Annotated in this window: 17 protein-coding genes; 16 read left to right on the top strand and 1 reads right to left on the bottom strand. The window is 48.6% G+C overall.

The genetic code is table 11. The features are described from left to right. Nucleotides 1–12: 12 nt before the first annotated feature. Entirely contained in the window at nt 13–3,474 is a 3,462-nt protein-coding gene (mfd, locus tag D0C16_RS05895; protein WP_151031451.1) for a transcription-repair coupling factor, read from the bottom strand. Between the two features lie 595 nt (nt 3,475–4,069). Here mfd and ndhC point away from each other — a divergent pair. The 16 genes from ndhC to D0C16_RS05815 all read left to right on the top strand — a co-directional run bounded on the left by ndhC (nt 4,070) and on the right by D0C16_RS05815 (nt 22,828). Continuing rightward, the gene (gene ndhC / locus D0C16_RS05890; protein WP_151031450.1) at nt 4,070–4,498 is read left to right on the top strand and encodes an NADH-quinone oxidoreductase subunit A; all 429 of its coding nucleotides are present in this window, start codon (nt 4,070–4,072) and stop codon (nt 4,496–4,498) included. 202 nt (nt 4,499–4,700) lie between these two features. Further along, the gene (locus D0C16_RS05885; RefSeq protein ID WP_370458217.1) at nt 4,701–5,243 is read left to right on the top strand and encodes an NADH-quinone oxidoreductase subunit B; all 543 of its coding nucleotides are present in this window, start codon (nt 4,701–4,703) and stop codon (nt 5,241–5,243) included. Between the two features lie 64 nt (nt 5,244–5,307). Then, nucleotides 5,308–7,074 carry an NADH-quinone oxidoreductase subunit C/D gene (gene nuoC / locus D0C16_RS05880; RefSeq protein ID WP_151031448.1) on the top strand — a complete coding sequence of 589 codons (1,767 nt, stop codon included), beginning with the start codon at nt 5,308–5,310 and terminating at the stop codon, nt 7,072–7,074. Nucleotides 7,075–7,092: 18 nt separating this feature from the next. Next, on the top strand, nt 7,093–7,602 hold the full coding sequence (gene nuoE, locus D0C16_RS05875) for an NADH-quinone oxidoreductase subunit NuoE (protein WP_151031447.1): 510 nt from the start codon (nt 7,093–7,095) through the stop codon (nt 7,600–7,602). After that, nucleotides 7,599–8,936, top strand: a complete 1,338-nt coding sequence (gene nuoF, locus D0C16_RS05870) for an NADH-quinone oxidoreductase subunit NuoF (RefSeq protein WP_151031446.1) — start codon at nt 7,599–7,601, stop codon at nt 8,934–8,936. Before nuoE ends, nuoF begins: the two co-directional genes overlap by 4 nt. Nucleotides 8,937–8,949: 13 nt before the next feature. Then, on the top strand, nt 8,950–11,676 hold the full coding sequence (gene nuoG / locus D0C16_RS05865) for an NADH-quinone oxidoreductase subunit NuoG (protein WP_151031445.1): 2,727 nt from the start codon (nt 8,950–8,952) through the stop codon (nt 11,674–11,676). Further along, complete coding sequence (gene nuoH, locus D0C16_RS05860; RefSeq protein WP_151031444.1) at nt 11,676–12,674, top strand: NADH-quinone oxidoreductase subunit NuoH; 999 nt, start codon at nt 11,676–11,678, stop codon at nt 12,672–12,674. The genes nuoG and nuoH overlap by 1 nt, the downstream gene beginning before the upstream one ends. A 7-nt stretch (nt 12,675–12,681) precedes the next feature. Then, a complete protein-coding gene (gene nuoI / locus D0C16_RS05855) occupies nt 12,682–13,230 on the top strand; it encodes an NADH-quinone oxidoreductase subunit NuoI (protein ID WP_151031443.1) in 549 nt (182 codons plus the stop codon). Between the two features lie 25 nt (nt 13,231–13,255). Next, complete coding sequence (gene nuoJ / locus D0C16_RS05850) at nt 13,256–13,756, top strand: NADH-quinone oxidoreductase subunit J (RefSeq protein ID WP_151031442.1); 501 nt, start codon at nt 13,256–13,258, stop codon at nt 13,754–13,756. Between the two features lie 80 nt (nt 13,757–13,836). Continuing rightward, entirely contained in the window at nt 13,837–14,145 is a 309-nt protein-coding gene (gene nuoK / locus D0C16_RS05845; protein WP_151031441.1) for an NADH-quinone oxidoreductase subunit NuoK, read from the top strand. After that, on the top strand, nt 14,142–16,007 hold the full coding sequence (gene nuoL, locus D0C16_RS05840; RefSeq protein ID WP_151031440.1) for an NADH-quinone oxidoreductase subunit L: 1,866 nt from the start codon (nt 14,142–14,144) through the stop codon (nt 16,005–16,007). Before nuoK ends, nuoL begins: the two co-directional genes overlap by 4 nt. Before the next feature lie 15 nt (nt 16,008–16,022). Further along, complete coding sequence (gene nuoM / locus D0C16_RS05835) at nt 16,023–17,600, top strand: NADH-quinone oxidoreductase subunit M (RefSeq protein ID WP_151031439.1); 1,578 nt, start codon at nt 16,023–16,025, stop codon at nt 17,598–17,600. A gap of 7 nt (nt 17,601–17,607) precedes the next feature. Beyond that, on the top strand, nt 17,608–19,044 hold the full coding sequence (locus tag D0C16_RS05830) for an NADH-quinone oxidoreductase subunit N (RefSeq protein WP_151031438.1): 1,437 nt from the start codon (nt 17,608–17,610) through the stop codon (nt 19,042–19,044). 462 nt (nt 19,045–19,506) lie between these two features. Continuing rightward, nucleotides 19,507–20,850: a Na(+)-translocating NADH-quinone reductase subunit A gene (locus tag D0C16_RS05825; RefSeq protein WP_151031437.1), complete on the top strand. Its 1,344-nt coding sequence runs from the start codon at nt 19,507–19,509 to the stop codon at nt 20,848–20,850. 3 nt (nt 20,851–20,853) lie between these two features. Beyond that, nucleotides 20,854–22,059 (top strand): NADH:ubiquinone reductase (Na(+)-transporting) subunit B, encoded by a 1,206-nt coding sequence (locus D0C16_RS05820; RefSeq protein WP_151031436.1) that lies wholly within the window; start codon nt 20,854–20,856, stop codon nt 22,057–22,059. Next, nucleotides 22,052–22,828: a Na(+)-translocating NADH-quinone reductase subunit C gene (locus tag D0C16_RS05815; RefSeq protein ID WP_151031435.1), complete on the top strand. Its 777-nt coding sequence runs from the start codon at nt 22,052–22,054 to the stop codon at nt 22,826–22,828. The genes D0C16_RS05820 and D0C16_RS05815 overlap by 8 nt, the downstream gene beginning before the upstream one ends.

The following is a 22,828-nucleotide window of genomic DNA, read 5'->3' as shown; positions in this document are numbered from 1 at the left end:
ATCGATTCGTTGTTAGTGTTTTGGTGTCAGGTAATCAAGCAAATCCATAACACCTTGGATACGTTTTTCGGTCGCTTCCAGATCCAGCGTAAATTTCAACTGACTGGCGCCTTCCAATTTGTATACGCGTGGTTGGCTTTGAACCAACTTTACAATCTGCAGCGGGTCAACCTTGGTATCACTGGTGAACTCAACTTTGCCACCGCGACTATTGGCTTCGAGTTTGATGATGCCAATTGCTTCTGCGCGAATTTTAATTTGCGTAACGCGGAAGAGGTTTTTAATTGCCTCTGGCAACAAACCAAAGCGGTCAATCATCTCTACTTGCAGCTCTCGCAGTGCCTCTTCATTTTGGGCGTTCGCCAGACGCTTGTACATCACCAATCGCGTATGTACATCGGGCAAGTAATCCGAGGGGATTAATGCCGGAATGCGCAAATTAATGTCAATGGCTTCACTGAGTGCTTTTTCCAGATCGGCTTGCTTGCCCTGGCGAATGGCTTTAACCGCGCGGTCGAGCATATCCATATAGAGCGAGAAGCCGATGGTTTGGATTTGGCCGCTTTGCTCTTCGCCGAGTAATTCACCGGCGCCGCGAATTTCCATATCGTAAGTTGCCAGGGTAAAACCTGCGCCCAGGTCTTCGGCGGCACTGATGGCCTCTAAACGTTTTACCGCATCGTCGGTCATGGCACGTCGGTCCGGCGTTAATAAATACGCATAGGCCTGGTGGTGCGAGCGCCCAACGCGGCCGCGCAATTGGTGCAATTGTGCGAGGCCAAATTTATCGGCGCGATCAATAATAATGGTGTTGGCGCTGGGAATATCGATACCGGTTTCAATGATGGTGGTGCACACCATAATGTTAAAACGCTTGTGGTAGAAATCACTCATCACTCGCTCAAGGTCGCGCTCGCGCATTTGACCATGGCCCACCGCGATACGCGCCTCGGGAATTAATTCCTGTAAGTCGCGTGCGGTTTTTTCAATGGTATCCACTTCGTTGTGCAGGTAATACACTTGGCCACCGCGCAAAATTTCGCGCAGGATTGCCTCTTTAATGGTGGCTTCATCGTAAGTGCGCACAAAGGTTTTTACCGACAAGCGACGCGCTGGCGGCGTGGCGATAATCGATAAATCCCGAATGCCCGCCATGGACATATTCAAGGTGCGGGGGATTGGCGTTGCGGTAAGTGTGAGAATATCAATTTCCGCGCGCAGCGATTTAATTTGCTCTTTTTGGCGCACGCCAAAACGGTGTTCTTCGTCGATAATTAGCAAGCCAAGATTTTTGAATTTAATATCCGGCTGCAATAATTTATGGGTGCCAACAACGATATCGACTTTACCTTCCGCAACTCGCTCCAAGACTTGATTCACTTCTTTGGTGGTGCGGAAACGCGATAGCACTTCAACAGTAATTGGCCATTCCGCAAAGCGATCCTTCAGTGATTCGTAATGTTGCTGTGCAAGCAGGGTTGTAGGTGCAAGTATTGCTACCTGCTTGCCACCGTGGCTCGCCACAAAAGCGGCGCGCATGGCGACTTCGGTTTTGCCAAACCCCACGTCGCCACACACCAGGCGATCCATAGGTTTATTGGAGAGCATATCGCTCAACACAGATTCAATAGCGCGTTGTTGATCAGGCGTCTCTTCAAATGGAAAACTGGCGGAGAATGCTTCATACGCGGTTTTAGGATCGGGGAATGCAAAACCTTTGCGTGCCGCACGGCGCGCATAGACTTCCAGTAATTCCGCTGCTGTATCGCGAATTTGCTCCGCGGCTTTTTTGCGTGCTTTTTGCCAGGACTCACTACCGAGTCTGTGCAGCGGCGCCAAATCATCCTCAGCACCACTGTAACGACTAATCAAATGCAGGTTAGTGACTGGAACATAGAGCTTGGCTTCGTCCGCATATTCCAGTGTTAGAAATTCGTTGGTTTGATTATCAATAGTGATAGTTTCCAAACCGCGATAGCGACCAACACCGTGATCGATATGTACCACTGCCGCACCGATTTTTAATTCGGTGAGGTTTTTCACCACCATATCGGCGTTGTCTTGCGTTTGCTTGCGGCGGCGCTGTTGCTGGATACGTTCACCGAATAATTGCGACTCAGCAATTACGGCAAGTTTGGGGTCCGTTTGTAATAAACCTTGATCCAGTGGGGCAACGGTAATAGCGATTTTTTCGCTGCTCGCCAGAAATTCGTTCCAGGTTTCGAGCGCGGCGGGGCGAATACGAATGCGGCCGAGTAACTCCAATAATGTTTCGCGGCGACCGGCGGACTCCGCGCAAAACAAAACCCGGCCATTAAATTCCATTAAAAACGCCTGGATTGCAGCGAGCGGATTGTCCGCCTGCGCACGAATTGGCAGCGAAGGTGTTGCTTCGGTGGCGAAGTTGATTTGTCCTTCTTTCTCGTCGAGCGGTGTTGAACCTACAAAGGTGCGGCAATAATTTTTTAGATGGCCGAACAGCTCATCAATAGCAAGATAAATATCCCTTGGTGGTAATAACGGGCGCAGCGGGTCAACACGACGACTTTCGTAGCGGCGTAATAACTCCACCCAGAAACTCTCCGCGGATTTTTCGATATCGCCCAGCGCATACACCTGAGTGTTTTGTGGCAAGTAATCAAACAGTGTGCTGCAGGCATCAAAAAATAACGGCAGGTAGTATTCGATACCCGGTGGTGAAATACCGGCGCTAATGTCCTGGAAGACGGGGCAAGCTTTGTGGTTAACATCAAAGCGTTCCAGCCATTGTTGTTTAAATAAATTAATCCCGGCTTTGTTGAGCGGAAATTCCTTCGCTGGCAATAGCTGGATTTTTTCTACTTTATCAATAGTGAGCTGGGTTTCAGGATCAAAGGTACGCAGGCTTTCAATTTCATCGTCAAATAAATCGATCCGATAGGGCAGGTCACTGCCCATGGGATAAATATCCATTAGTGAGCCGCGCACGGCAAATTCACCGTGCTCATAAACCGTATCCACGCAGCGGTAGCCGGCGCGTTCCAGGTTTTGGCGCAATTGATTGGTATCAATTTGTTCGCCGACCGACACCATCAAACTGTTACCGAGCAAATATGACTGTGGCATCAAACGCTGCAACAAAGTGGTGATTGGCACCACCAAAATGCCTTGTTTTACAGCAGGTAATTGATAAAGGGTGCGCAGCCGTTCAGAGATAATATCCTGGTGCGGCGAGATAGTATCGTAGGGGAGTGTCTCCCAATCCGCTAATTGCAAGACTGGTAAGCCGTTTGCATCTCCTGCAAAAAATCGTAGCTCGGTTTCCAAGCGAATCGCGGAGCTGGTATCGGCAGTCACAATGAGGCTTAACCCGGAATAAAGTGTAGCGGCGTTAGCAATCGCGAGCGCTTGGGCGCTGCCATAGAGTTGGCCCCAGTATTGGCGATTACCCGCGCGCATTGATACCGGAGGTTTGGCTAAAGGGGATAAGGTCATAAGGTCAAAATCTGGTTAGAGCGCCGGGTTCGAACGCCTGTTAATAGCTATGTATTAATAAATGGCCTGGCAATCAGTAAGTATTGGTTGAAAACTGATCAATTCGAACTAGGCTGGTTGTAATCATGGATTGGCCGGTATTGTACCTGTCTGGTTAAAAGCCTCTAGCCCTGATGGAGGCAATTCCCAGGAAAAAATGGATTTACCTCTTAGTGCTAAACAATTCGGATGGAAGCATCCTTTCGAGCTACCTGCTCGGAGACGCTTACGTGGTTTATGGTTTAAATCTGATTAAATTGGTGCCACATTTTACGAAAACTTTGCAGGTTTCTTACGCTGATTTTGCATGCTTTTGGTGCGTAACCATACAGAATGCGCGCCACTTTCTATACCTTTCTTTACATCAGGATTGTGACATCTGTTGCGTACGCCGTGCGGCGCGAGATAGTTAGTTAAGGACATCGGACAGAGTGTTAGAAACAACCAGCGCCGCGTGAATGCCGCGTTTTGCTGGTGGTGACAAACAAGTTGCTTCAATAAGAATTATTATCATCCGTGTCGGCCAACGAGTATAAAAATGCTCGAGGAATTAACTATGTCATCCCTGGATGCGATTGCGCACAATTGGTCATTTGCCGTTTACATCTTCGGCATTATTTTTGTTTGCGTATTTATGTTGGCGATCCCTGTATTTATGGGTGGTCGCAGTAAGGGGCGCGCCAAAGAAGAACCCTTTGAGTCGGGTATTGTTTCTGTTGGCGGTGCGCGTCTTCGCCTCTCGGCAAAATTCTATTTGATCGCGATGTTCTTCGTGATTTTCGATATCGAAGCATTATTCCTCTATGCCTGGTCGGTTTCCGTGCGTGAAAGTGGTTGGCCAGGTTTTATTGAAGTACTGATTTTTGTACTCGTTCTGTTGGTTGGTTTGATCTACATCTGGCGCTTGGGTGCGCTGGAGTGGTCATCAGAATCCCGCCGTCGTCGCATTCGCGATGAGGCCAACCAGCGTTCCAATCTGTCCTGATTTTTATTGTGATCAGCTTTTTGCTGGTCACTTTCTGTATTCGAGTTTCCAGTTTTCCGAGGCTTAAGCGATGGACTATACCCTGACCCGTATTGATCCGAATAACCCGCAATCCGGCAATCCTGATCGCCGCCAACAGCAAGCGCCTGATCCGGTGGAAGATCAGGTACATCGCAATATATTCCTCGGCAAATTAGAAGACATGCTGCACGGCGCGGTTAACTGGGGCCGTAAAAACTCGCTCTGGCCGTACAACTTTGGTTTGTCCTGTTGCTATGTAGAAATGGCTACTGCTTTTACTGCGCCACACGATTTGGCGCGTTTCGGTTCGGAAGTAATCCGCGCTTCACCTCGTCAAGCAGACTTGATGGTGGTAGCTGGTACCTGCTTTATCAAAATGGCGCCGGTAGTGCAGCGTTTATACGAACAAATGCTGGAACCCAAGTGGGTAATTTCCATGGGCTCTTGCGCTAACTCCGGTGGCATGTACGACATTTATTCGGTTGTGCAAGGCGTGGATAAATTTTTACCCGTTGATCTTTATATTCCCGGTTGCCCGCCGCGCCCCGAAGCTTTTTTGCAAGGTTTGATGTTGCTGCAGGAATCTATTGGCAAAGAACGTCGCCCGCTGACTTGGGTTGGTGGTGATCAGGGTGTGTTCCGCCCGGTGATGCCCGCACAGCGCGACGTTAAACAGGAAGAGCGTATTCAAGTAGTCAATTTGCGCGAGCCAGATGGGGTTTAAGCCCGACGTTTAGTGACGCTGCAAGATAAAAATTTCAAAAAATTATTTTAGTGATGAGCAATCGATGACTGAGAACGCAAGTCTGGATACAGCGCTACCCAAAGTGGTAAGTGAACTCTTCGCAGAGTTTGGTGAAGGCAATTTTATTGTCCAACCGACCAAAGATGATGTTCCAACCCTCTGGGTACCAAGAGAAAAACTGGTTGATGTCTTGCGTTTTTTGCGCGATTTGCCGCAGCCGTATTCCATGCTTTACGACTTGAGCGCGATGGACGAACGCTTGCGCACCCATCGCTATGGTTTGCCTGCTGCGGACTTCACCGTTTTCTATCATTTGTTGTCGATTGAGCGTAATAGCGATGTGCGTATTAAAGTCGCTTTATTTGCCGATAGCTTGAGCGTTCCCAGTGTTATTAAACTCTGGCCTAACGCCAACTGGTACGAGCGCGAAGTCTGGGATTTGTTCGGCATTGAATTTGATGGCCACCCATTGCTTGTACGTATTATGTTGCCGCGCACCTGGACCGGTCACCCGTTGCGTAAAGATTACCCGGCGCGTGCCACGGAATTTGATCCCTTTATGTTGGATGCGGCAAAGCAAGATGCCGAGCAAGAAGGCTTGCGTTTTAATCCGGAAGAGTGGGGCATGAAACGCGGCACTGCCGACGAAGATTTTATGTTCCTCAACCTCGGCCCCAATCACCCAAGTGCGCACGGTGCGTTCCGTATTGTGTTGCAATTGGATGGAGAAGAGATTCTCGATTGTGTACCCGATATCGGTTATCACCATCGCGGCGCCGAGAAAATGGCCGAGCGCCAATCCTGGCACAGCTTTATTCCCTACACCGACCGCATCGACTACCTCGGTGGTGTGATGAATAATTTGCCTTACGTGCTGGCGGTAGAAAAACTCGCCGGCATTAAAGTGCCCGCGCGCGTACAAACGATTCGCGTGATGATGGCGGAATTTTTCCGCATCACCAGTCACCTGTTATTTTTGGGTACTTACATTCAGGACGTTGGCGGTATGACGCCGATCTTCTTTATGTTTACCGACCGCATGAAAGCTTACGATGTGATTGAAGCGATTACCGGTGGACGTATGCACCCGGCGTGGTATCGCATCGGCGGTGTTGCGCACGATTTGCCCAATGGTTGGCAAAAACTGGTGCGCGACTTTGTGGAGTGGATGCCCAAGCGTTTGGATGAATATGTTAAAGCCGCGATTAAAAACAGCGTATTGAAATCGCGCACCATTGGTGTTGCGCAATACAACGCAAAAGAGGCGATAGAGTGGGGCGTTACTGGCCCTGGTTTGCGCGCGACGGGTATCAATTTCGATTTGCGTAAGGCGCGTCCTTATTCTGGTTACGAGAATTTTGATTTCGATGTGCCGCTCGCGCACAACGGCGATGCCTATGATCGCTGCATCGTCCGCATCGAAGAAATGCGTCAGAGTTTGCGCATCATCAAGCAATGTTTGGACAACATGCCAGCAGGCCCTTACAAAGCAGATCATCCATTAACTTGCCCGCCGCCAAAAGAAAAAACCTTGCAGGATATTGAAACCCTGATCACTCACTTCCTGAGTGTGTCTTGGGGGCCAATCATGCCAGCAGGTGAGGCGAGTCAATTGATTGAAGCGACCAAAGGTATTAACAGTTACTACCTGACCAGCGATCAATCCACCATGAGTTATCGCACGCGTATCCGCACGCCGAGCTTCCCGCATTTGCAGCAAATTCCGGCGGTTATTCGCGGCAGTATGATTCCCGATTTAATTGCTTACCTGGCCAGTATCGATTTTGTGATGGCCGATGTTGACCGTTAATTATCAAAGTAAACGACTATGATTATTTGTACTGATAGCAACCGTCCTAATGTCGAGCCTTATGTGTTGGCCGATGAAGATCGTGCTGAAATTGAGCACCATATTCATCACTACGATGATGCGCGCGCCGCATCGATTGATGCATTAAAAGTCATTCAGCGCCGTCATGGTTGGGTGCCCGATGGCGCTATTCAGCCAGTCGCAGATTTGCTTGGAATATCCGCGCCGGATTTGGAAGGCGTAGCTACTTTCTACAGTTTAATTTTCCGCCGTCCGGTTGGCCGCAACGTCATTAAAGTGTGTGACAGTATCGCTTGCCACTTGAATGATTATGAAGTGGTTCAGGGCGAAATCATGAACAAATTGGGTGTAGGTCTCGGGCAAACTACTGAAGACAATCGCTACACGCTGTTACCAATTTGTTGTTTGGGAGCCTGCGATAAAGCGCCGGTGATCATGATTAATGATGACACCCATTTCAATGTGAGCCCGGAGCAAGTGCCTTCGATTCTGGAGAAATACCTATGATGAATTCGTCAGGTGGAATCAATGCTGCACTCGCGGAAACAAAACCGCTGACTTACCGCATCGTCAACAATCAAGCGATTGTCGATATTAAAGAGTACGAAGCGCATGACGGTTATCAGGCGGTTCGTAAAGCACTCACCAGCATGTCTCCGCAGGATGTGCAAGCGGTGGTAAAAGATGCAAACCTGCGTGGACGTGGCGGTGCGGGTTTTCCTGCGGGTATCAAGTGGGGTTTGATTCCCATGGGGCCAGATGCCGGTGATAAATATCTGGTGTGTAATGCCGATGAAATGGAGCCGGGTACTTTTAAAGATCGCTTGTTGATGGAGTGTTTACCGCATCAGTTAGTGGAAGCCATGATCATCGCCGGTTTCGCTATACAAGCAAAACGTGCGTACATTTTTTTGCGGGGCGAATATGTTCTTGCAGCACAAAATTTAAATGCGGCTATCGCCCAAGCAGAAGCGGCTGGTTATCTCGGTACTAATATTTCAAGCTCGGGTATTCTAGGTTCCGGCTGGAGCATGGATTTACATGTGCACACAGGTGCTGGCCGCTACATTTGCGGTGAAGAAACTGCACTGATTAATTCATTGGAAGGTCGCCGCGCGAATCCGCGTGCGAAGCCCCCATTTCCACAAATCGCTGGTCTGTGGGGCCGTCCGACAATCGTTAATAACGTGGAAACACTGAGCAATCTTCCGCACATTATCAACCGGGGCGCTGATTGGTTTAAAGGTTTGTCGCAAGGCAAAAGCCCGGATGGCGGAACCAAAATTTACGGCGCATCGGGTAAGGTAAAAAATCCTGGCCTGTGGGAATTGCCAATCGGGACAACTGCACGCGAAATTATTTGCGAACACGCTGGCGGCATGCGCGATGGCTTGCAATTAAAAGCCTGGTTACCGGGCGGTGCATCGACTGACTTTTTAACACCGGATCATCTCGATTTGGCTATGGATTTTGACACCATTATGAAGGCCGGTAGCCGTATGGGAACAGGCTTGGTAATGGTGGTAGATCATACCCAGAGCATGGTGTCGGCAGTGCGCAATCTCGAACAATTTTTTGCGCGCGAATCTTGCGGTTGGTGTACGCCTTGTCGCGACGGTTTGCCCTGGTCGGTAAAAATGTTGCTCGCGCTGGAGCGCGGTGAAGGCAAGGCAGAATATTTGGATATTTTGCAGCAGCTCACGCGTCAATTAGGCCCTGGTAAAACCTTTTGTGCACATGCACCGGGGGCTATGGAGCCATTGCAAAGCGCATTGAAATATTTCCGCTCTGAATTTGAACAAGGCATAGCAACAGCGACTGCCCAAAATGCAACAGTGTAGGTGAGTAAGTTCCATGGCAACCATTCATGTTGATGGCAAGCAGTTAGAAGTTGATGGCGCAGACAACCTGTTGCAGGCCTGTTTGTCGCTCGGACTCGATATTCCATACTTTTGCTGGCACCCGGCCTTGGGCAGTGTGGGTGCTTGCCGCCAATGCGCCGTAAAGCAATACGCAAATGCCGATGATAAGCGCGGTCGTTTGGTGATGTCGTGCATGACACCCGCGACTGACAACACCTTTATTTCCATCGACGATGAAGAAGCAAAAGAATTTCGCGCGAGTGTGGTGGAATGGTTGATGACCAATCATCCACACGATTGCCCTGTATGTGAAGAGGGTGGTCACTGCCATCTGCAAGATATGACCGTGATGGTCGGCCATGACAGTCGCCGTTACGATTTCACCAAGCGCACCCATTTAAATCAGGATCTCGGACCCTTTATCAGCCACGAAATGAATCGCTGTATTGGCTGCTATCGCTGTGTGCGTTATTACAACGACTACGCGGATGGTACTGATTTAGGTGTGTATGGCGCGCACGATAATGTGTATTTCGGTCGCGTTGAAGACGGCACATTGGAAAGCGAATTTTCTGGCAACCTGGTAGAAGTGTGCCCCACCGGTGTGTTCACCGACAAAACCCACTCTGAGCGTTACAACCGCAAATGGGATATGCAATTCGCACCCAGTATTTGTCAGGGTTGTTCGGTGGGTTGCAATATCAGCCCCGGTGAGCGCTACGGTGAATTGCGCCGTATTGAGAACCGCTACAACGGTTCAGTAAATCACTATTTCCTGTGCGATCGCGGCCGTTTTGGTTACGGTTTTGTTAATGATAAAAATCGTCCGCGTCATTCTCTGTTGCGCACCGTAATCGGTTTGGAAACTACTACAATCGATCACGCGCTAGATTGGGCGATTGATTCTCTCAAAAAATCGCAACGCGTAATTGGTATTGGTTCCCCTAGAGCGAGTGTTGAATCCAATTTTGCATTGCGCAACTTGGTGGGCGAGGGCAATTTCTATAGTGGCGTTAACGCTAGCGAACATGCGCAAGTAAATCTGGTGCTGGATATTTTGCAAAACTCCGGCGTGCCGACATTGGCATTGCGCGAATTGGAAAAACGCGATGCAATTTTTGTATTGGGTGAAGATTTAACCCAAACCGCTCCGCGTATTGCACTGGCCCTGCGTCAGGCAGTAAAAGGCAAAACTTATGAGATGGCGGCCGAAAAGCGTGTCTCTGAGTGGATGGCAGAAGCGGTGAAAAATATCGGCCAGCATCATCGTTACCCATTAATTATTGCAAGTGCGGATGAAACGCGTTTGGATGATGTGGCCAGTGAGACTTATCGCGCGAGTCCGGAGGCGATTGCACGCCTTGGCTATGCGGTAGCGCATTTCATTGATACCAGTGCGCCGGCGGTCACTGATTTATCTGACAGCGAATATGCACTTGCGCTATCAATTGCCAATGTATTGCTTGCTGCTAAAGCGCCGTTGGTTGTCTCAGGAACTTCTGCGGGTTCTGAAGCCGTTATTCAAGCGGCTGCAAATATTTCACTGGCATTGAAGGCGCGTGAAAAAAATCCAGCAATCAGTTTGGTAGTACCTGAGGCTAACAGCTTGGGCTTGGCCTATTTGGGCGGACATTCTCTCGATGATGCACTCACAGCGTTAAGAACCGGCGCAGCGGATGCCGTAGTGATTGTGGAAAATGATTTGTATCGCCGTGCATCTGCGGACGTTGTTGATGCTGCATTGGCTGCCGCAAAAACCGTCATTGTGCTGGATCACCAAGCCACTGCAACATCAGACAAAGCCAGTTTGTTGTTGGCAGGTGCGAGCTTTGCAGAAACCGAAGGCACGCTGATTAATAACGAGGGTCGTGCGCAACGTTTCTTCCAGGTGTATGACCCGGCGTTTTATGACAACACGGTGCAGGTGCGCGATAACTGGCGTTGGCTCCACGCGATTCACACCGGTATTGATGGCAAAGAATTTACCTGGAAACAATTGGATGATGTGATTGAAGCCTGTATTGCATGCGAACCAGAGCTTGCCGGTATTCGCGCAGCAGCACCACATTCAAGCTTCCGTATTAAAGGCCTGAAATTAGCGCGTGAACCGCGCCGCTATTCTGGCCGTACGGCGATGCGTGCAAATATCAGCGTACATGAACCGCGCGCATCGCAAGATCCTGATTCACCATTAGCACACTCAATGGAAGGTTATGTCGGCCAGGAAAACCCTGCGTCGCTGATGGCATTTGCATGGTCCCCGGGTTGGAACTCACCGCAAGCCTGGAATAAGTTCCAGGATGAAGTGGGGGGGCAGTCATTAAAAGGTGATGCCGGCGAACGTTTAATTGAAGCGAATGCGCAGGTATCTCTGAATTATTTCACGGCGATTCCTGCGGCGTTTGTTGCTTCAGCAACTAAATTGCGTGTTGTGCCGTTGTATCACTTGTTTGGCAGCGAAGAGTTGTCCTCGCGTGCGTCCGTTGTGCAAGAGCGAATTCCTTCTGCCTACGTTGCTATTTCAGCAGCAGACGCAGCGCAATTGGGCGCAAAAGCAAACTCAACGGTGATTGTGCGCGCGTTGAATAAAAACCTGCGCTTGCCGGTAAGAATCAGCGCTGAACTCGCGCAAGGTTGTGTAGGTTTGCCAGTAGGGCTTGACGGTATCCCTGCCTTTGCCGGTGAAAACTGGGCGCAAATCATGCAGGAGGCTGTGTAATGTTTTCGTGGATTACGCCAGAGCTCGGCCATATCTTTTTCACTGTCTTTCAAGGTCTGGTCATTCTATTTGCCACGGTATTGATTGCCGCTTATCTCAGTTTGATTGAGCGTAAATTGTTGGCTTGGTGGCAAGATCGCTACGGACCAAACCGTGTTGGCCCTTACGGGATGTTCCAGATTGTGGCGGACATGTTCAAAATGTTTTTCAAAGAAGACTGGACGCCGCCCTTCGCCGATAAATTCACTTTTCGCCTTGCACCGGCGATTGCAATGGGAACCATTTTACTTTCCATGGCCGTCGTTCCCATTACGCCGACTTGGGGTGTTATTGATTTAAATATCGGTCTGCTGTTTTTTTTCGGCATGGCGGGTCTTGCGGTGTATTCAGTGATGTTTGCAGCCTGGTCATCCAACAATAAATATTCATTGCTCGGTGGTTTGCGCGCGGCTGCACAAACACTGAGTTACGAAGTGTTTATGGGGTTGGCGTTAATGGGTGTGGTGGTGCAAGCCGGTAGTTTTAATTTGCGCGAGATTGTGGAAGCGCAAACCGGCTTGTGGAATATAGTCCCGCAAATTTTCGGCTTCTGTACATTTATGATTGCCGGTATTGCCGTCACTCACCGTCATCCATTTGACCAACCCGAAGCAGAGCAAGAATTGGCGGATGGTTATCACATTGAATATTCCGGTATGAAGTGGGGCATGTTTTTCGTGGCGGAATACATTGGCGTGGTGTTGGTTTCGGCCATGATCGTGACTCTGTTCTTCGGTGGTTGGCAGCCATTACCTTACCTGGAATTTATTCCTGCGTTTATCTGGTTCGCGTTGAAAACCTGTTTCTTCATCATGTTGTTCGTACTTGTTCGTGGTTCTTTAATGCGTCCGCGTTATGACCACGTTATGAAGTTCAGCTGGCTGGTGTGTTTGCCACTGACGTTGGTAAACCTGTTAGTCACTGCAGCGGTGGTGCTGCTGAATACTCCGGCTGCCTGAGGTAATTATGGTTAAAAGAATAGTGTCATTGGTTTCCGGTGCGGGTACTCAGGTTCGCAGTTTATTAATGGTGTTCAGTCACGGCTTTCGCAAACGTGACACCATCCAGTATCCGGAAGAAAAAGTTTATCTGCCACCACGCTATCGCGGCCGTATTGTCTTGACTCGCGATCCAGATGGTGAAGAGCGTTGTGTGGCCTGTAACCTCTGTGCGGTTGCTTGCCCGGTGGGCTGTATTTCGCTGCAAAAAGCTGAAACCGAGGATGGCCGTTGGTACCCCGAATTTTTCCGTATCAACTTTTCACGTTGCATTTTTTGCGGTATGTGCGAAGAAGCCTGCCCGACAACGGCTATCCAGCTGACGCCAGATTTTGAAATGGCGGAATACAATCGCCAGAACCTGGTATATGAAAAAGAGCATTTGCTGATTTCCGGTCCAGGTAAAAATCCGGATTACAACTTCTACCGTGTATCGGGTATGTCAATTGCGGGTAAACCAAAAGGTGCGGCGCAAAATGAAAGCCAACCGGTCGATGTAAAGAGCTTGCTACCTTAAGCCGCCTATTGCTGAGAATAAGTGAATGGAAATTTTATTTTACATAGCCGCTGCCATCGCGATTTTTTCTACGCTGCGGGTAGTTACCAATACCAATCCAATTCATGCGCTTTTGAATTTGATTGTGTCACTGCTTTCAGTGGCTGTAATTTTTTTCATGCTGGGTGCGCCGTTTGCTGGAGCATTGGAAGTTATTGTTTACGCAGGCGCCATTATGGTGTTGTTTGTGTTTGTGGTGATGATGCTCAACATAGGCCCTGCCGCGGCAGTGCAAGAGCGTCAATGGCTAACACCAAAAACCTGGATTTGGCCTGCAATTTTTTCAATCGCCTTGATTGCCGAAATGCTTTATCTCCTTCATCACGGTCAATGGCATCAAGCGGGCCATACTCTCGTTGATGCTAAACAAGTGGGCATCTCTTTGTTCGGCCCTTATTTGTTGGTCGTGGAATTGGCGTCATTGCTGTTATTAGCGGCGTTGGTTGCGGCCTACCACTTGGGTAGACGCGACGATCAGGAAAATTAATCGCCGCGCAATAAACCGTTTTGCTAAAAATTTTAAATATATAAAGCGCTTTGGCGCTCAGTGAAGAAAGGTGTGCGTAGATGATAGCAATACCTATGGAGCAGGGCCTGGCAGTTGCTGCTGTGCTCTTTGTCTTGGGGCTAGCCGGGGTAATGGTGCGCCGCAACATTTTATTTTTGTTGATGTGCCTTGAAGTCATGATGAATGCCGCTGCACTGGCATTTGTGGTGGCGGGTAGCCGTTGGGGGCAACCGGATGGCCAGGTGATGTTTATTCTGGTGTTAACCCTGGCTGCCGCTGAGGCGAGCATTGGTTTGGCGATAGTGTTGCAGTTTTACCGTCGTCATCATTCTCTGGACATTGATGCAGCAAGTGAGATGCGCGGATGAATCTTCTCTTCTTAACATTCCTGTTTCCCGCTATAGGTTTTTTATTACTTGCCACCTTGCGCGCGCGCCTTGCTGAAAATCTTGCCGCAATTATTGGAGTGGGCTCCGTGGGCTTGTCGGCGCTCACCACTATTTATGTGGGTGTGGATTTTTTAAATCACGTAGAGCAGGGTGGTCATTACGTTCAGCAACTCTGGACCTGGATGCAGGTTGGCAATTTTAATGCGAGCTTCGGTTTGCACCTGGATGGATTGTCGCTAACCATGCTCGGTGTCATTACCGGCGTTGGCTTTTTTATCCACTTATTTGCCTCTTGGTATATGCGTGGCGAAACTGGCTACGAGCGCTTTTTTTCTTACATGAATTTGTTTGTGGCCAGCATGGTGTTGCTGGTGTTGGGCGATAACCTCGCGCTTCTGTACCTTGGTTGGGAAGGCGTGGGTCTGTGTAGTTATTTGCTGATTGGTTTTTACTATTTTGATCGCGCCAACGGCGAAGCAGCAATCAAGGCATTTACCGTGACCCGAGTGGGTGACGTGTTTATGGCGATTGGTATTTTTATTATTTTCCAACAGCTCGGCACCTTAAATATTCGGGAAATTCTGGAGCTTGCTCCGCAAAAATGGGCAGAGAATGATCCTTTAGTGATTGCTGCTGCATTGATGTTATTAGGGGGTGCGGTAGGTAAATCGGCACAGTTGCCGCTGCAAACCTGGTTGGCGGATGCGATGGCCGGCCCCACACCGGTTTCTGCGTTGATCCACGCTGCTACGATGGTGACTGCAGGTGTTTATTTAATTGCGCGTACGCATGGCGTATTTGAATTAGCGCCGGATATTTTGTTGCTGGTGGGCGTAGTGGGCGCAATCACTTTGTTGATTGCTGGCTTCTCTGCATTGGTGCAAACCGATATCAAACGTGTGTTGGCTTACTCCACCATGAGCCAGATTGGCTATATGTTTTTGGCCTTGGGGGTCAGTGCTTGGGATGCAGCAATTTTTCATTTGATGACTCACGCTTTCTTTAAAGCCTTATTGTTCCTGTCAGCGGGTGCGGTGATTATTGCCTGTCATCATGAGCAAAATATTTTCAAAATGGGCGGGCTCTGGAAAAAAATTCCGTTTGTGTATGCTTGCTTCCTGATTGGTGGCGGTGCTCTGGTAGCCTTCCCATTCCTCACCGTAGGTTTCTACAGTAAAGATGCGATTTTGTGGCAAGTCTATGCCAGCGGTCATACCAATTTATTCTGGGCAGGTTTGGTGGGTGCGCTCTTCACATCGATCTATACCTTTCGCTTAATCTTTATTGTTTTTCACGGTGAAGAAAAAACTCACGCGCATCATATTGAGGGTGTTTCCTACTGGTTGCCTCTGGGCGTGTTGTTGGTGTTGTCCACATTTATTGGTGCCTGGATTCATCAACCGCTCGAAGGCGTGTTGCCCGCATTTGTTACTTCTGCCTCTGAAGAAGCAAAACACCATGTTGAATTATTGGCGATTGGTACCGGCATTATCGGTTTGGCGTTGGCTGCTATTTTCTTTTGGGGTGAGCGTCGCCCGGCAAAAGTGATTGCAGAAAGTGCGATCGGTCGTTTGCTGTCACCGGTATTCCGCGATGGTTGTGGTTTCGACTGGTTGTATGACTGGGTGTTTGTGAAGCCCTATTTATTGGTCGCGCAATTAAATCGCCACGATGCGATTGCAAAAATATTTGGCTTGATCCAGCCGCTCGCAAAAATGGGTAATAGTGCCATGAGTGCTACTGAAACTGGTCGCGTGCGTTGGTATGCAACCAGTATGGCCCTGGGTGCTGTGCTGGTATTGGGCGCCGCCCTGTATTTACAGATTTCTTTTAACCAGTAAAGGATAGGCCAGACCATGACTCTTTCGGCACTCATCCTAATCCCGTTTGTTGGCGGACTTTTGTGTTGGCAAGGCGAGCGATTAGGTGCCGGCATTCCGCGTTGGATTGCCTTGATTTGTATGTCCCTCGTATTAGCCATTGGCGTTAATTTTTGGCTCGCGGGTGATTATTCCGGTGCAACTGCTACCACTGGTTTGAATTGGCAAGCAGAAGAACAATATTCCTGGATTCCAATTATCGGTGTGAGTGTTCATTTTGCGCTGGATGGCTTATCGCTGGTGATGATTTTACTCACCGGCTTGCTAGGTGTTATCGCTGTTGGCTGTTCCTGGAAAGAAATCAACACCAATGTTGGTGCCTTCCACATGAATTTATTGTGGAGCCTTGCTGGCGTACTCGGCGTATTCCTTGCGCTGGATATGATGTTGTTTTTCTTTTTTTGGGAGCTAATGCTGATCCCGGTGTATTTCCTGATTTCACTCTGGGGACGTGCGAGCGAGAACAAACAATTGCGCGTGCAAGCTGCTACTAAATTTTTCATTTACACCCAAGTGGGTGGACTGATTATGTTGGTGGGAATCCTCGCGCTCGTGTTGGTGAATTACAAAGCAACCCAACAATTAAGTTTTGATTACGAAACCTTGCTGGGCGTACACAAACTAATCACACCAGAATTACAATTTATTTTAATGATGTGCTTCTTTGTCGGTTTTGCGGTGAAGCTGCCCATTGTTCCTGTGCATTCCTGGTTGCCAGATGCGCACGCCGAAGCACCTACCGCCGGTAGTGTGGATCTCGCCGGTATTCTGTTAAAGACTGCAGGCTATGGCATGTTGCGTTTCACCTTGCCGTTTTTTCCTGATGCTTCACAAGAGTTTGCCAATGCAGCGATGCTGCTGGGTGTATTTGGTATTTTCTACGGTGCTTTCCTCGCTTTTGTGCAAACCGATATTAAACGCCTGATTGCATATACCAGTATTTCGCACATGGGCTTTGTATTAATCGGTATTTATTCCGGCAATTTGCTAACCCTGCAAGGGCTTGCGATTCAAATGCTCGCTCACGGTTTGTGTGCCGGTGGTTTGTTTGTACTTGCGGGTCAATTGCATGAACGTCTCGGCACTTACGATATGCGCAAGATGGGCGGCCTCTGGGCGAATTACAGTTACTTGCCCGCCTTGTTAATGTTTTTTGCGGCGGCCTTGTTAGGTATTCCAGGTACCGCGAACTTTGTTGGTGAGTTCCTGATTTTGGTGGGCGCCTTTAAAGTCGTTCCAGTGCTTACCATTGTTGCAACCGCAAGTCTGGTGTTGGCTGGTGTCTATTCATTGATTTTGATTCATCGTACTTTGTTCGGAAAGTCTGCCACAGAGGGAAAGGGCGTTGATCTTTCTGCGAGGGAGTTAACGTTGGTTGTTTCACTGGCAGTAGTATTGTTGGCGATAGGCTTCTATCCACAACCTTTGTTAAATGTTTCAGTGGATGCGATGACATTTATCCAGCACACCTACGCACCTGTAGATGTTTCAAATCCATTATTGACTGGTCCTTTGCCTGTTGGGGGCTCAGCGTCTCCCGTTGTGACTCCCTGAGGTTGATATGAATTTTACTGCCGCTACCTTTTTACCGCTGCTTCCGATTGTTGTATTAAGTTTTACAACTGTGATCTTGATGTTGGCCATTGCGATTAAACGTGATCATGCCATTAGTTTCTGGATCACCGTTGCCGGCTTTCTATTAAGTTTGTTATCACTGCAATTTACGCCTGCGTTTGCCGATTCAGTTCCAACACCCGTTACCGGTTTGTTGTTATTTGATAACACCGCTTATTTTTATACGTTGCTAATGCTATTTGCTGGATTGGTTTGCGCATTTTTCTTACGCAATTTTTTACTGGTGTATTCGGGCAATCGCGAAGAAGTTTATCTGTTGTTATTAATTGCCGTCATTGGTGGATTGGTGTTAGTGGCCAGTAGTCACATGGCATCGTTTTTTATTGGCCTTGAATTATTGTCTGTACCTGTCTACGGCATGGTGGCTTATAACTACGAACGCAATCGCGCGCTTGAAGCTGGCGTTAAATATTTAATTCTTTCCGCTGCCGCATCGGCATTTATGTTGTTTGGTATGGCATTGGTTTATGCACAAGTGGGCACGTTATCGCTGGTGGGGTTGAGCAAGTCAGTGCTCGTTGCTGATTCCTATCTGGCGGGTTTTGGTGTCGCAATGATTGCGATCGCTATGTGTTTCAAGCTGTCATTGGCTCCTTTCCATTTGTGGACTCCAGATGTTTATCAAGGTGCGCCTGCGCCCGTCGGTGCGCTTCTGGCGACAGTAAGCAAAGTTGCGGTTTTAGCGGTATTGATTCGGTTGCTGGTGCAAGCACCGGTTGAGCTTACCCATTTCTTGCAGCCGGTGTTTATCGCTATTTTGGTGCTGTCCATTGTGGTGGGTAACTTGCTTGCGCTGACCCAGGATAACGTAAAACGCATGCTTGCCTATTCGTCTATTGCGCATATGGGTTATCTATTTATACCCCTTGCAGCTGGCGTTACTGTAGATGTGCAAACCGTCAATGTGTATCTCTTAGCTTATGTGGTTACAACCTTAGGCGCGTTCGGTGCCATCAGCGCCATGTCGCGTGCGGCTGATGCAGGTGATGGCGAAAATATCGCCAATTTCCGCGGCCTTTTCTGGCGCAACCCTTACCTTGGCGCTGCCATGGTGTTTGTCATGCTTTCCCTGGCAGGGATTCCGCTTACCACCGGTTTTATCGGTAAGTTCTACGTATTCATGACGGCGGTTAATGCCAGCAGTTGGGTATTGCTGGCGGCTTTGGTTGTGGGGAGTGGGGTAGGTTTGTATTACTACCTGCGATTGATGATTTCGTTATTTTCGCGTGAACCTAACTCAAACGCTGATCAAGTAGCGATAAGTCGTTCCAGCGTACTCTTGGTAGTGTTGATGGCAGTGCTGATTGTTTGGTTGGGTGTATATCCGCAACCTGCGCTGGAATTTATTTCTGCGCTCAAATAAGATTGTTTCTTAAATAAAAATGCAGATGAGTGAGAGTTTTATAAACAGTTTGTACTAATAATCCATATTTGTATCCATTGTGATCCTATATCGCACGATTTAATGCCCTATTGTGAGACAAAACCTGTCTTTCACTATGGTTATTATTTCGTGCGCCTATTATAATTTCGGCGTTTTATCTGGGCCGTTTAAAACTCCTCCAAAATCAATCCCTTGTGTGTTGTTTGCAATTTCAATCGCAGATGTTGCACGGGTGGATCGCGAGAGTAGCAGGCCTTTGCTCCGGTGATTTATTTTTTGTAAATCTTTCCCGGTGCGCCCGCAGCACAGGCAATCCCCAAAATCACGCACAGTTCCCGCCAGGAAGTAACTGGTCGCTGATGGTTGACTCACGCCTGTATATGCACCCCGCGGCCTGGCTTGTCCAGGTCTACATCCACTCGAACGACTAGGCAGAGACGTATGATAAAGATCCGTCGAGGATTGGATTTGCCCATTACTGGCAACCCCAATCAATCTATCGAAGATGGCCCGCAGGTTCGTCAAGTAGCTTTAATCGGGTTTGATTACCACGGTATGAAGCCAACTATGGCGGTCCAGGTAGGCGATAAAGTCAAACTGGGTCAGGAAGTATTTTCTGATAAGAAAATTCCAGGCGTTATCTACACCGCGCCAGCATCAGGTACTGTTGTCGCAATCAATCGCGGTGACCAACGTGTATTTCATTCTTTGGTAATTAACGTTGAAGGTGATGATGCTGTTGAATTCGCCAAGTATTCGGCAGGCGAATTGGCTGGTTTATCACGCGAACAAGTGCAAGATAATCTGGTGAAATCCGGTTTGTGGACCGCACTGCGTACACGTCCTTACAGCAAAGCCCCCGCGCTTGATTCAAAACCCAGCTCTATCTTTGTTCAGGCAATAGATACTAATCCTCTGGCAGCAGATCCTGCGGTCGTTATCGCTACCAAAAAAGAAGCCTTTGCCAACGGCTTGACCCTGCTCAGTCGCTTGACTGATGGAAAGGTGTTTGTATGTCAGGCTCCCGGCGTTGAATTACCAAAAGGCCAGGGTACCAATATCAGCATTGAAACCTTTGAGGGTGTTCACCCTGCAGGTAATGCTGGTACTCACATTCATTTCCTGGATCCCGTTAATGCAAAGAAATTTGTGTGGACGGTTGGTTATCAGGATGTAATTGCGATTGGTGAGTTGTTTACCAGTGGCAAGCTGTACGTTGAGCGTGTTGTGGCGCTGGCTGGCCCCCAAGTTGAACGTCCTCGTTTGGTCCGCAGTCGTGTGGGTGCCAATCTGGAGGAGTTAACTGCTGGTCAAGCCAAAGCTGGCGAGAATCGTGTGATTTCCGGTTCGGTCTTTGGTGGTCGCCGTTCACACGGTAACCTGAATTTCCTCGGTCGTTTTCACACTCAGGTTAGTGTACTGCTGGAGGGGCGTGAGCGCGAAATGTTGCACTACCTGCGTGCGGGTACCAACAAGTTCTCGGTCATGGGCATTTTCTTGTCCAAACTAATGGGCGGCAAAAAATTCTCATTTACTACCTCAACCAATGGTTCCGAGCGCGCTATGGTGCCAGTCGGTTCCTACGAAAAGGTGATGCCACTGGATATCCTCCCGACTCAGTTGCTGCGTTCGCTGATTGTTGGTGATACCGAGACTGCGCAAAAGCTGGGTTGTTTGGAGCTGGACGAAGAAGACTTGGCGTTGTGTACCTTTGTGTGCCCAGGCAAGTACGAGTACGGCCCGATCCTGCGCAACAATTTGACTCGCATTGAGAATGAGGGCTAATAAATGAGTCTGAGAAAAATACTCGACAACATGGAGCCGCATTTCCACAAAGGCGGTAAATACGAGAAGTGGTACGCCCTTTACGAAGCGGCAGACACCATTTTCTACAAACCTGCAGACGTTACCAAGTCGACCTCTCATGTGCGCGATGGCATTGATCTTAAGCGCATCATGATTACTGTTTGGCTCTGTGCATTTCCGGCGATGTTCTTCGGTATGTACAACGTTGGGTTGCAAGCCAACACCATTTTGGCGGCGACTGGCGCAACTGGCATCGACAACTGGCACGGCGTATTGGCTAGCTGGTTTGCAGGTCACAACCCTGACAGCATATGGGATAACCTGGTGCTGGGTGCAGCGTACTTCCTTCCTATATATGCCACAGTATTCATCGTGGGTGGCCTTTGGGAAGTTTTATTCGCCATGGTGCGCGGTCATGAAGTGAACGAAGGTTTCTTTGTAACTTCTATTCTGTTTGCACTCACTTGCCCGCCTGATTTGCCGTTATGGCAAGCTGCATTGGGCATCAGTTTTGGCGTGGTGATTGGTAAAGAAGTTTTTGGTGGTACTGGTAAAAACTTCCTCAACCCGGCACTGGTTGGTCGCGCATTCCTCTTCTTTGCTTACCCTGCAGAAATGTCAGGTGATGCAGTGTGGACTGCGGTGGATGGTTACACCGGCGCAACTGCATTGTCTGTTGCAGCTCAAGGTGGGATGGAGGCACTGGTTGCCGGTCACCTGACCTGGATGGATGCTTTCCTCGGCTTCGAGCAAGGTTCTATCGGTGAGACTTCTACATTGGCGCTGATGATTGGTGGTATTGCACTGCTGATTATGGGGATCGCGTCTACGCGCATTGTGTTGGGGGTATTGGCGGGTACCGTTGTAACGGTATTGCTCTACAACTGGCTTGGTGCGGATAGTAAAAACCCGATGTTCCAAATGCCTTTCTGGTGGCACTTTGTGTTGGGCGGTTATGCGTTCGGTTTGTTCTTTATGGCTACCGACCCTGTGTCAGCAGCTATGACTAATACCGGCAAGTGGATATTCGGTGCGTTGATTGGCTTTATGGTGATCACCATTCGTGTGGTTAACCCGGCTTATCCAGAGGGCATGATGCTGGCGATTTTATTTGCCAACATGTTCGCTCCAACCATCGATTACTTCGTTGTTCAATCCAACATTAAACGGAGACTTGCTCGTGGCTAACCAACAAACAGCAAAGTACACAATCACAGTCACATTAATTATGTGTCTGGTTGCCTCTGTATTGGTGGCGAGTGCTGCCGTTCTGCTTAAGCCGGTTCAAGCAGCCAACAAGACATTGGACTTCAAAACTAACGTTTTGAAAATCGCAGGTATTTATAATCCTGATCAAACGGTCGAAGAGCAGTTTAAGAAAGTTGAAGTAAAAATTGTCGATCTTCAGTCAGGTAAATTCACTGATGCCATCACCGATGTGGATAAATTTGATCAGCGTGCTTCTTCAAAGAACCCGGAATTGTCTGAAAAGCTTTCAGCAGAAGATGACATTGCCAAGCTGATTCGTCGTGAAAAATTTGCCAAGGTATTTTTGGTTAACGACGAAAATGGTTTAGCTAAAGTTATCCTTCCTGTTCGCGGTTACGGCCTATGGTCAACCATGTCTGGATTCGTTGCTTTGGATAAAGACCTGAATACCGTTATCGGTTTTGGTTTTTACGAACAATTGGAAACTCCTGGTCTTGGTGGTGAGGTGGATAATCCAAAATGGAAACAATTGTGGGTAGGCAAAAAAGTCTATTCAGAATCCGGCGATGTTAAGATTGAGGTAATCAAAGGGCATGTTGATGGCGAAACTCCAGACGCTGAGCACAAAGTAGATGGCCTGTCAGGCGCTACCTTGACCAGTAATGGTGTTCGTAATCTCGTTAAATATTGGATGGGTGATAGCGGTTTCAAACCCTTCCTCACTAATCTGAAGAACGGAGATGCATAA

Origin of the sequence: Cellvibrio sp. KY-GH-1, from assembly GCF_008806975.1 — a bacterium.
In the GTDB taxonomy this organism is placed as follows: Bacteria; Pseudomonadota; Gammaproteobacteria; order Pseudomonadales; family Cellvibrionaceae; genus Cellvibrio.
Note: the sequence above shows the minus strand (reverse complement) of the source record. Positions and strands in the feature narration are given on the sequence as shown.

Excerpts from the sequence above, each read along its gene's own strand:
- nuoG (WP_151031445.1), top strand. The coding sequence starts at position 8,950 with ATGGCAACCATTCATGTTGATGGCAAGCAGTTAGAAGTTGATGGCGCA.
- nuoM (WP_151031439.1), top strand. The coding sequence starts at position 16,023 with ATGACTCTTTCGGCACTCATCCTAATCCCGTTTGTTGGCGGACTTTTG.
- nuoK (WP_151031441.1), top strand. The coding sequence starts at position 13,837 with ATGATAGCAATACCTATGGAGCAGGGCCTGGCAGTTGCTGCTGTGCTC.
- nuoC (WP_151031448.1), top strand. The coding sequence starts at position 5,308 with ATGACTGAGAACGCAAGTCTGGATACAGCGCTACCCAAAGTGGTAAGT.
- nuoE (WP_151031447.1), top strand. The coding sequence starts at position 7,093 with ATGATTATTTGTACTGATAGCAACCGTCCTAATGTCGAGCCTTATGTG.
- D0C16_RS05830 (WP_151031438.1), top strand. The coding sequence starts at position 17,608 with ATGAATTTTACTGCCGCTACCTTTTTACCGCTGCTTCCGATTGTTGTA.
- nuoI (WP_151031443.1), top strand. The coding sequence starts at position 12,682 with ATGGTTAAAAGAATAGTGTCATTGGTTTCCGGTGCGGGTACTCAGGTT.
- nuoH (WP_151031444.1), top strand. The coding sequence starts at position 11,676 with ATGTTTTCGTGGATTACGCCAGAGCTCGGCCATATCTTTTTCACTGTC.
- D0C16_RS05825 (WP_151031437.1), top strand. The coding sequence starts at position 19,507 with ATGATAAAGATCCGTCGAGGATTGGATTTGCCCATTACTGGCAACCCC.
- nuoF (WP_151031446.1), top strand. The coding sequence starts at position 7,599 with ATGATGAATTCGTCAGGTGGAATCAATGCTGCACTCGCGGAAACAAAA.
- ndhC (WP_151031450.1), top strand. The coding sequence starts at position 4,070 with ATGTCATCCCTGGATGCGATTGCGCACAATTGGTCATTTGCCGTTTAC.
- nuoJ (WP_151031442.1), top strand. The coding sequence starts at position 13,256 with ATGGAAATTTTATTTTACATAGCCGCTGCCATCGCGATTTTTTCTACG.
- nuoL (WP_151031440.1), top strand. The coding sequence starts at position 14,142 with ATGAATCTTCTCTTCTTAACATTCCTGTTTCCCGCTATAGGTTTTTTA.
- mfd (WP_151031451.1), bottom strand. The coding sequence starts at position 3,474 with ATGACCTTATCCCCTTTAGCCAAACCTCCGGTATCAATGCGCGCGGGT.
- D0C16_RS05820 (WP_151031436.1), top strand. The coding sequence starts at position 20,854 with ATGAGTCTGAGAAAAATACTCGACAACATGGAGCCGCATTTCCACAAA.
- D0C16_RS05885 (WP_370458217.1), top strand. The coding sequence starts at position 4,701 with ATGCTGCACGGCGCGGTTAACTGGGGCCGTAAAAACTCGCTCTGGCCG.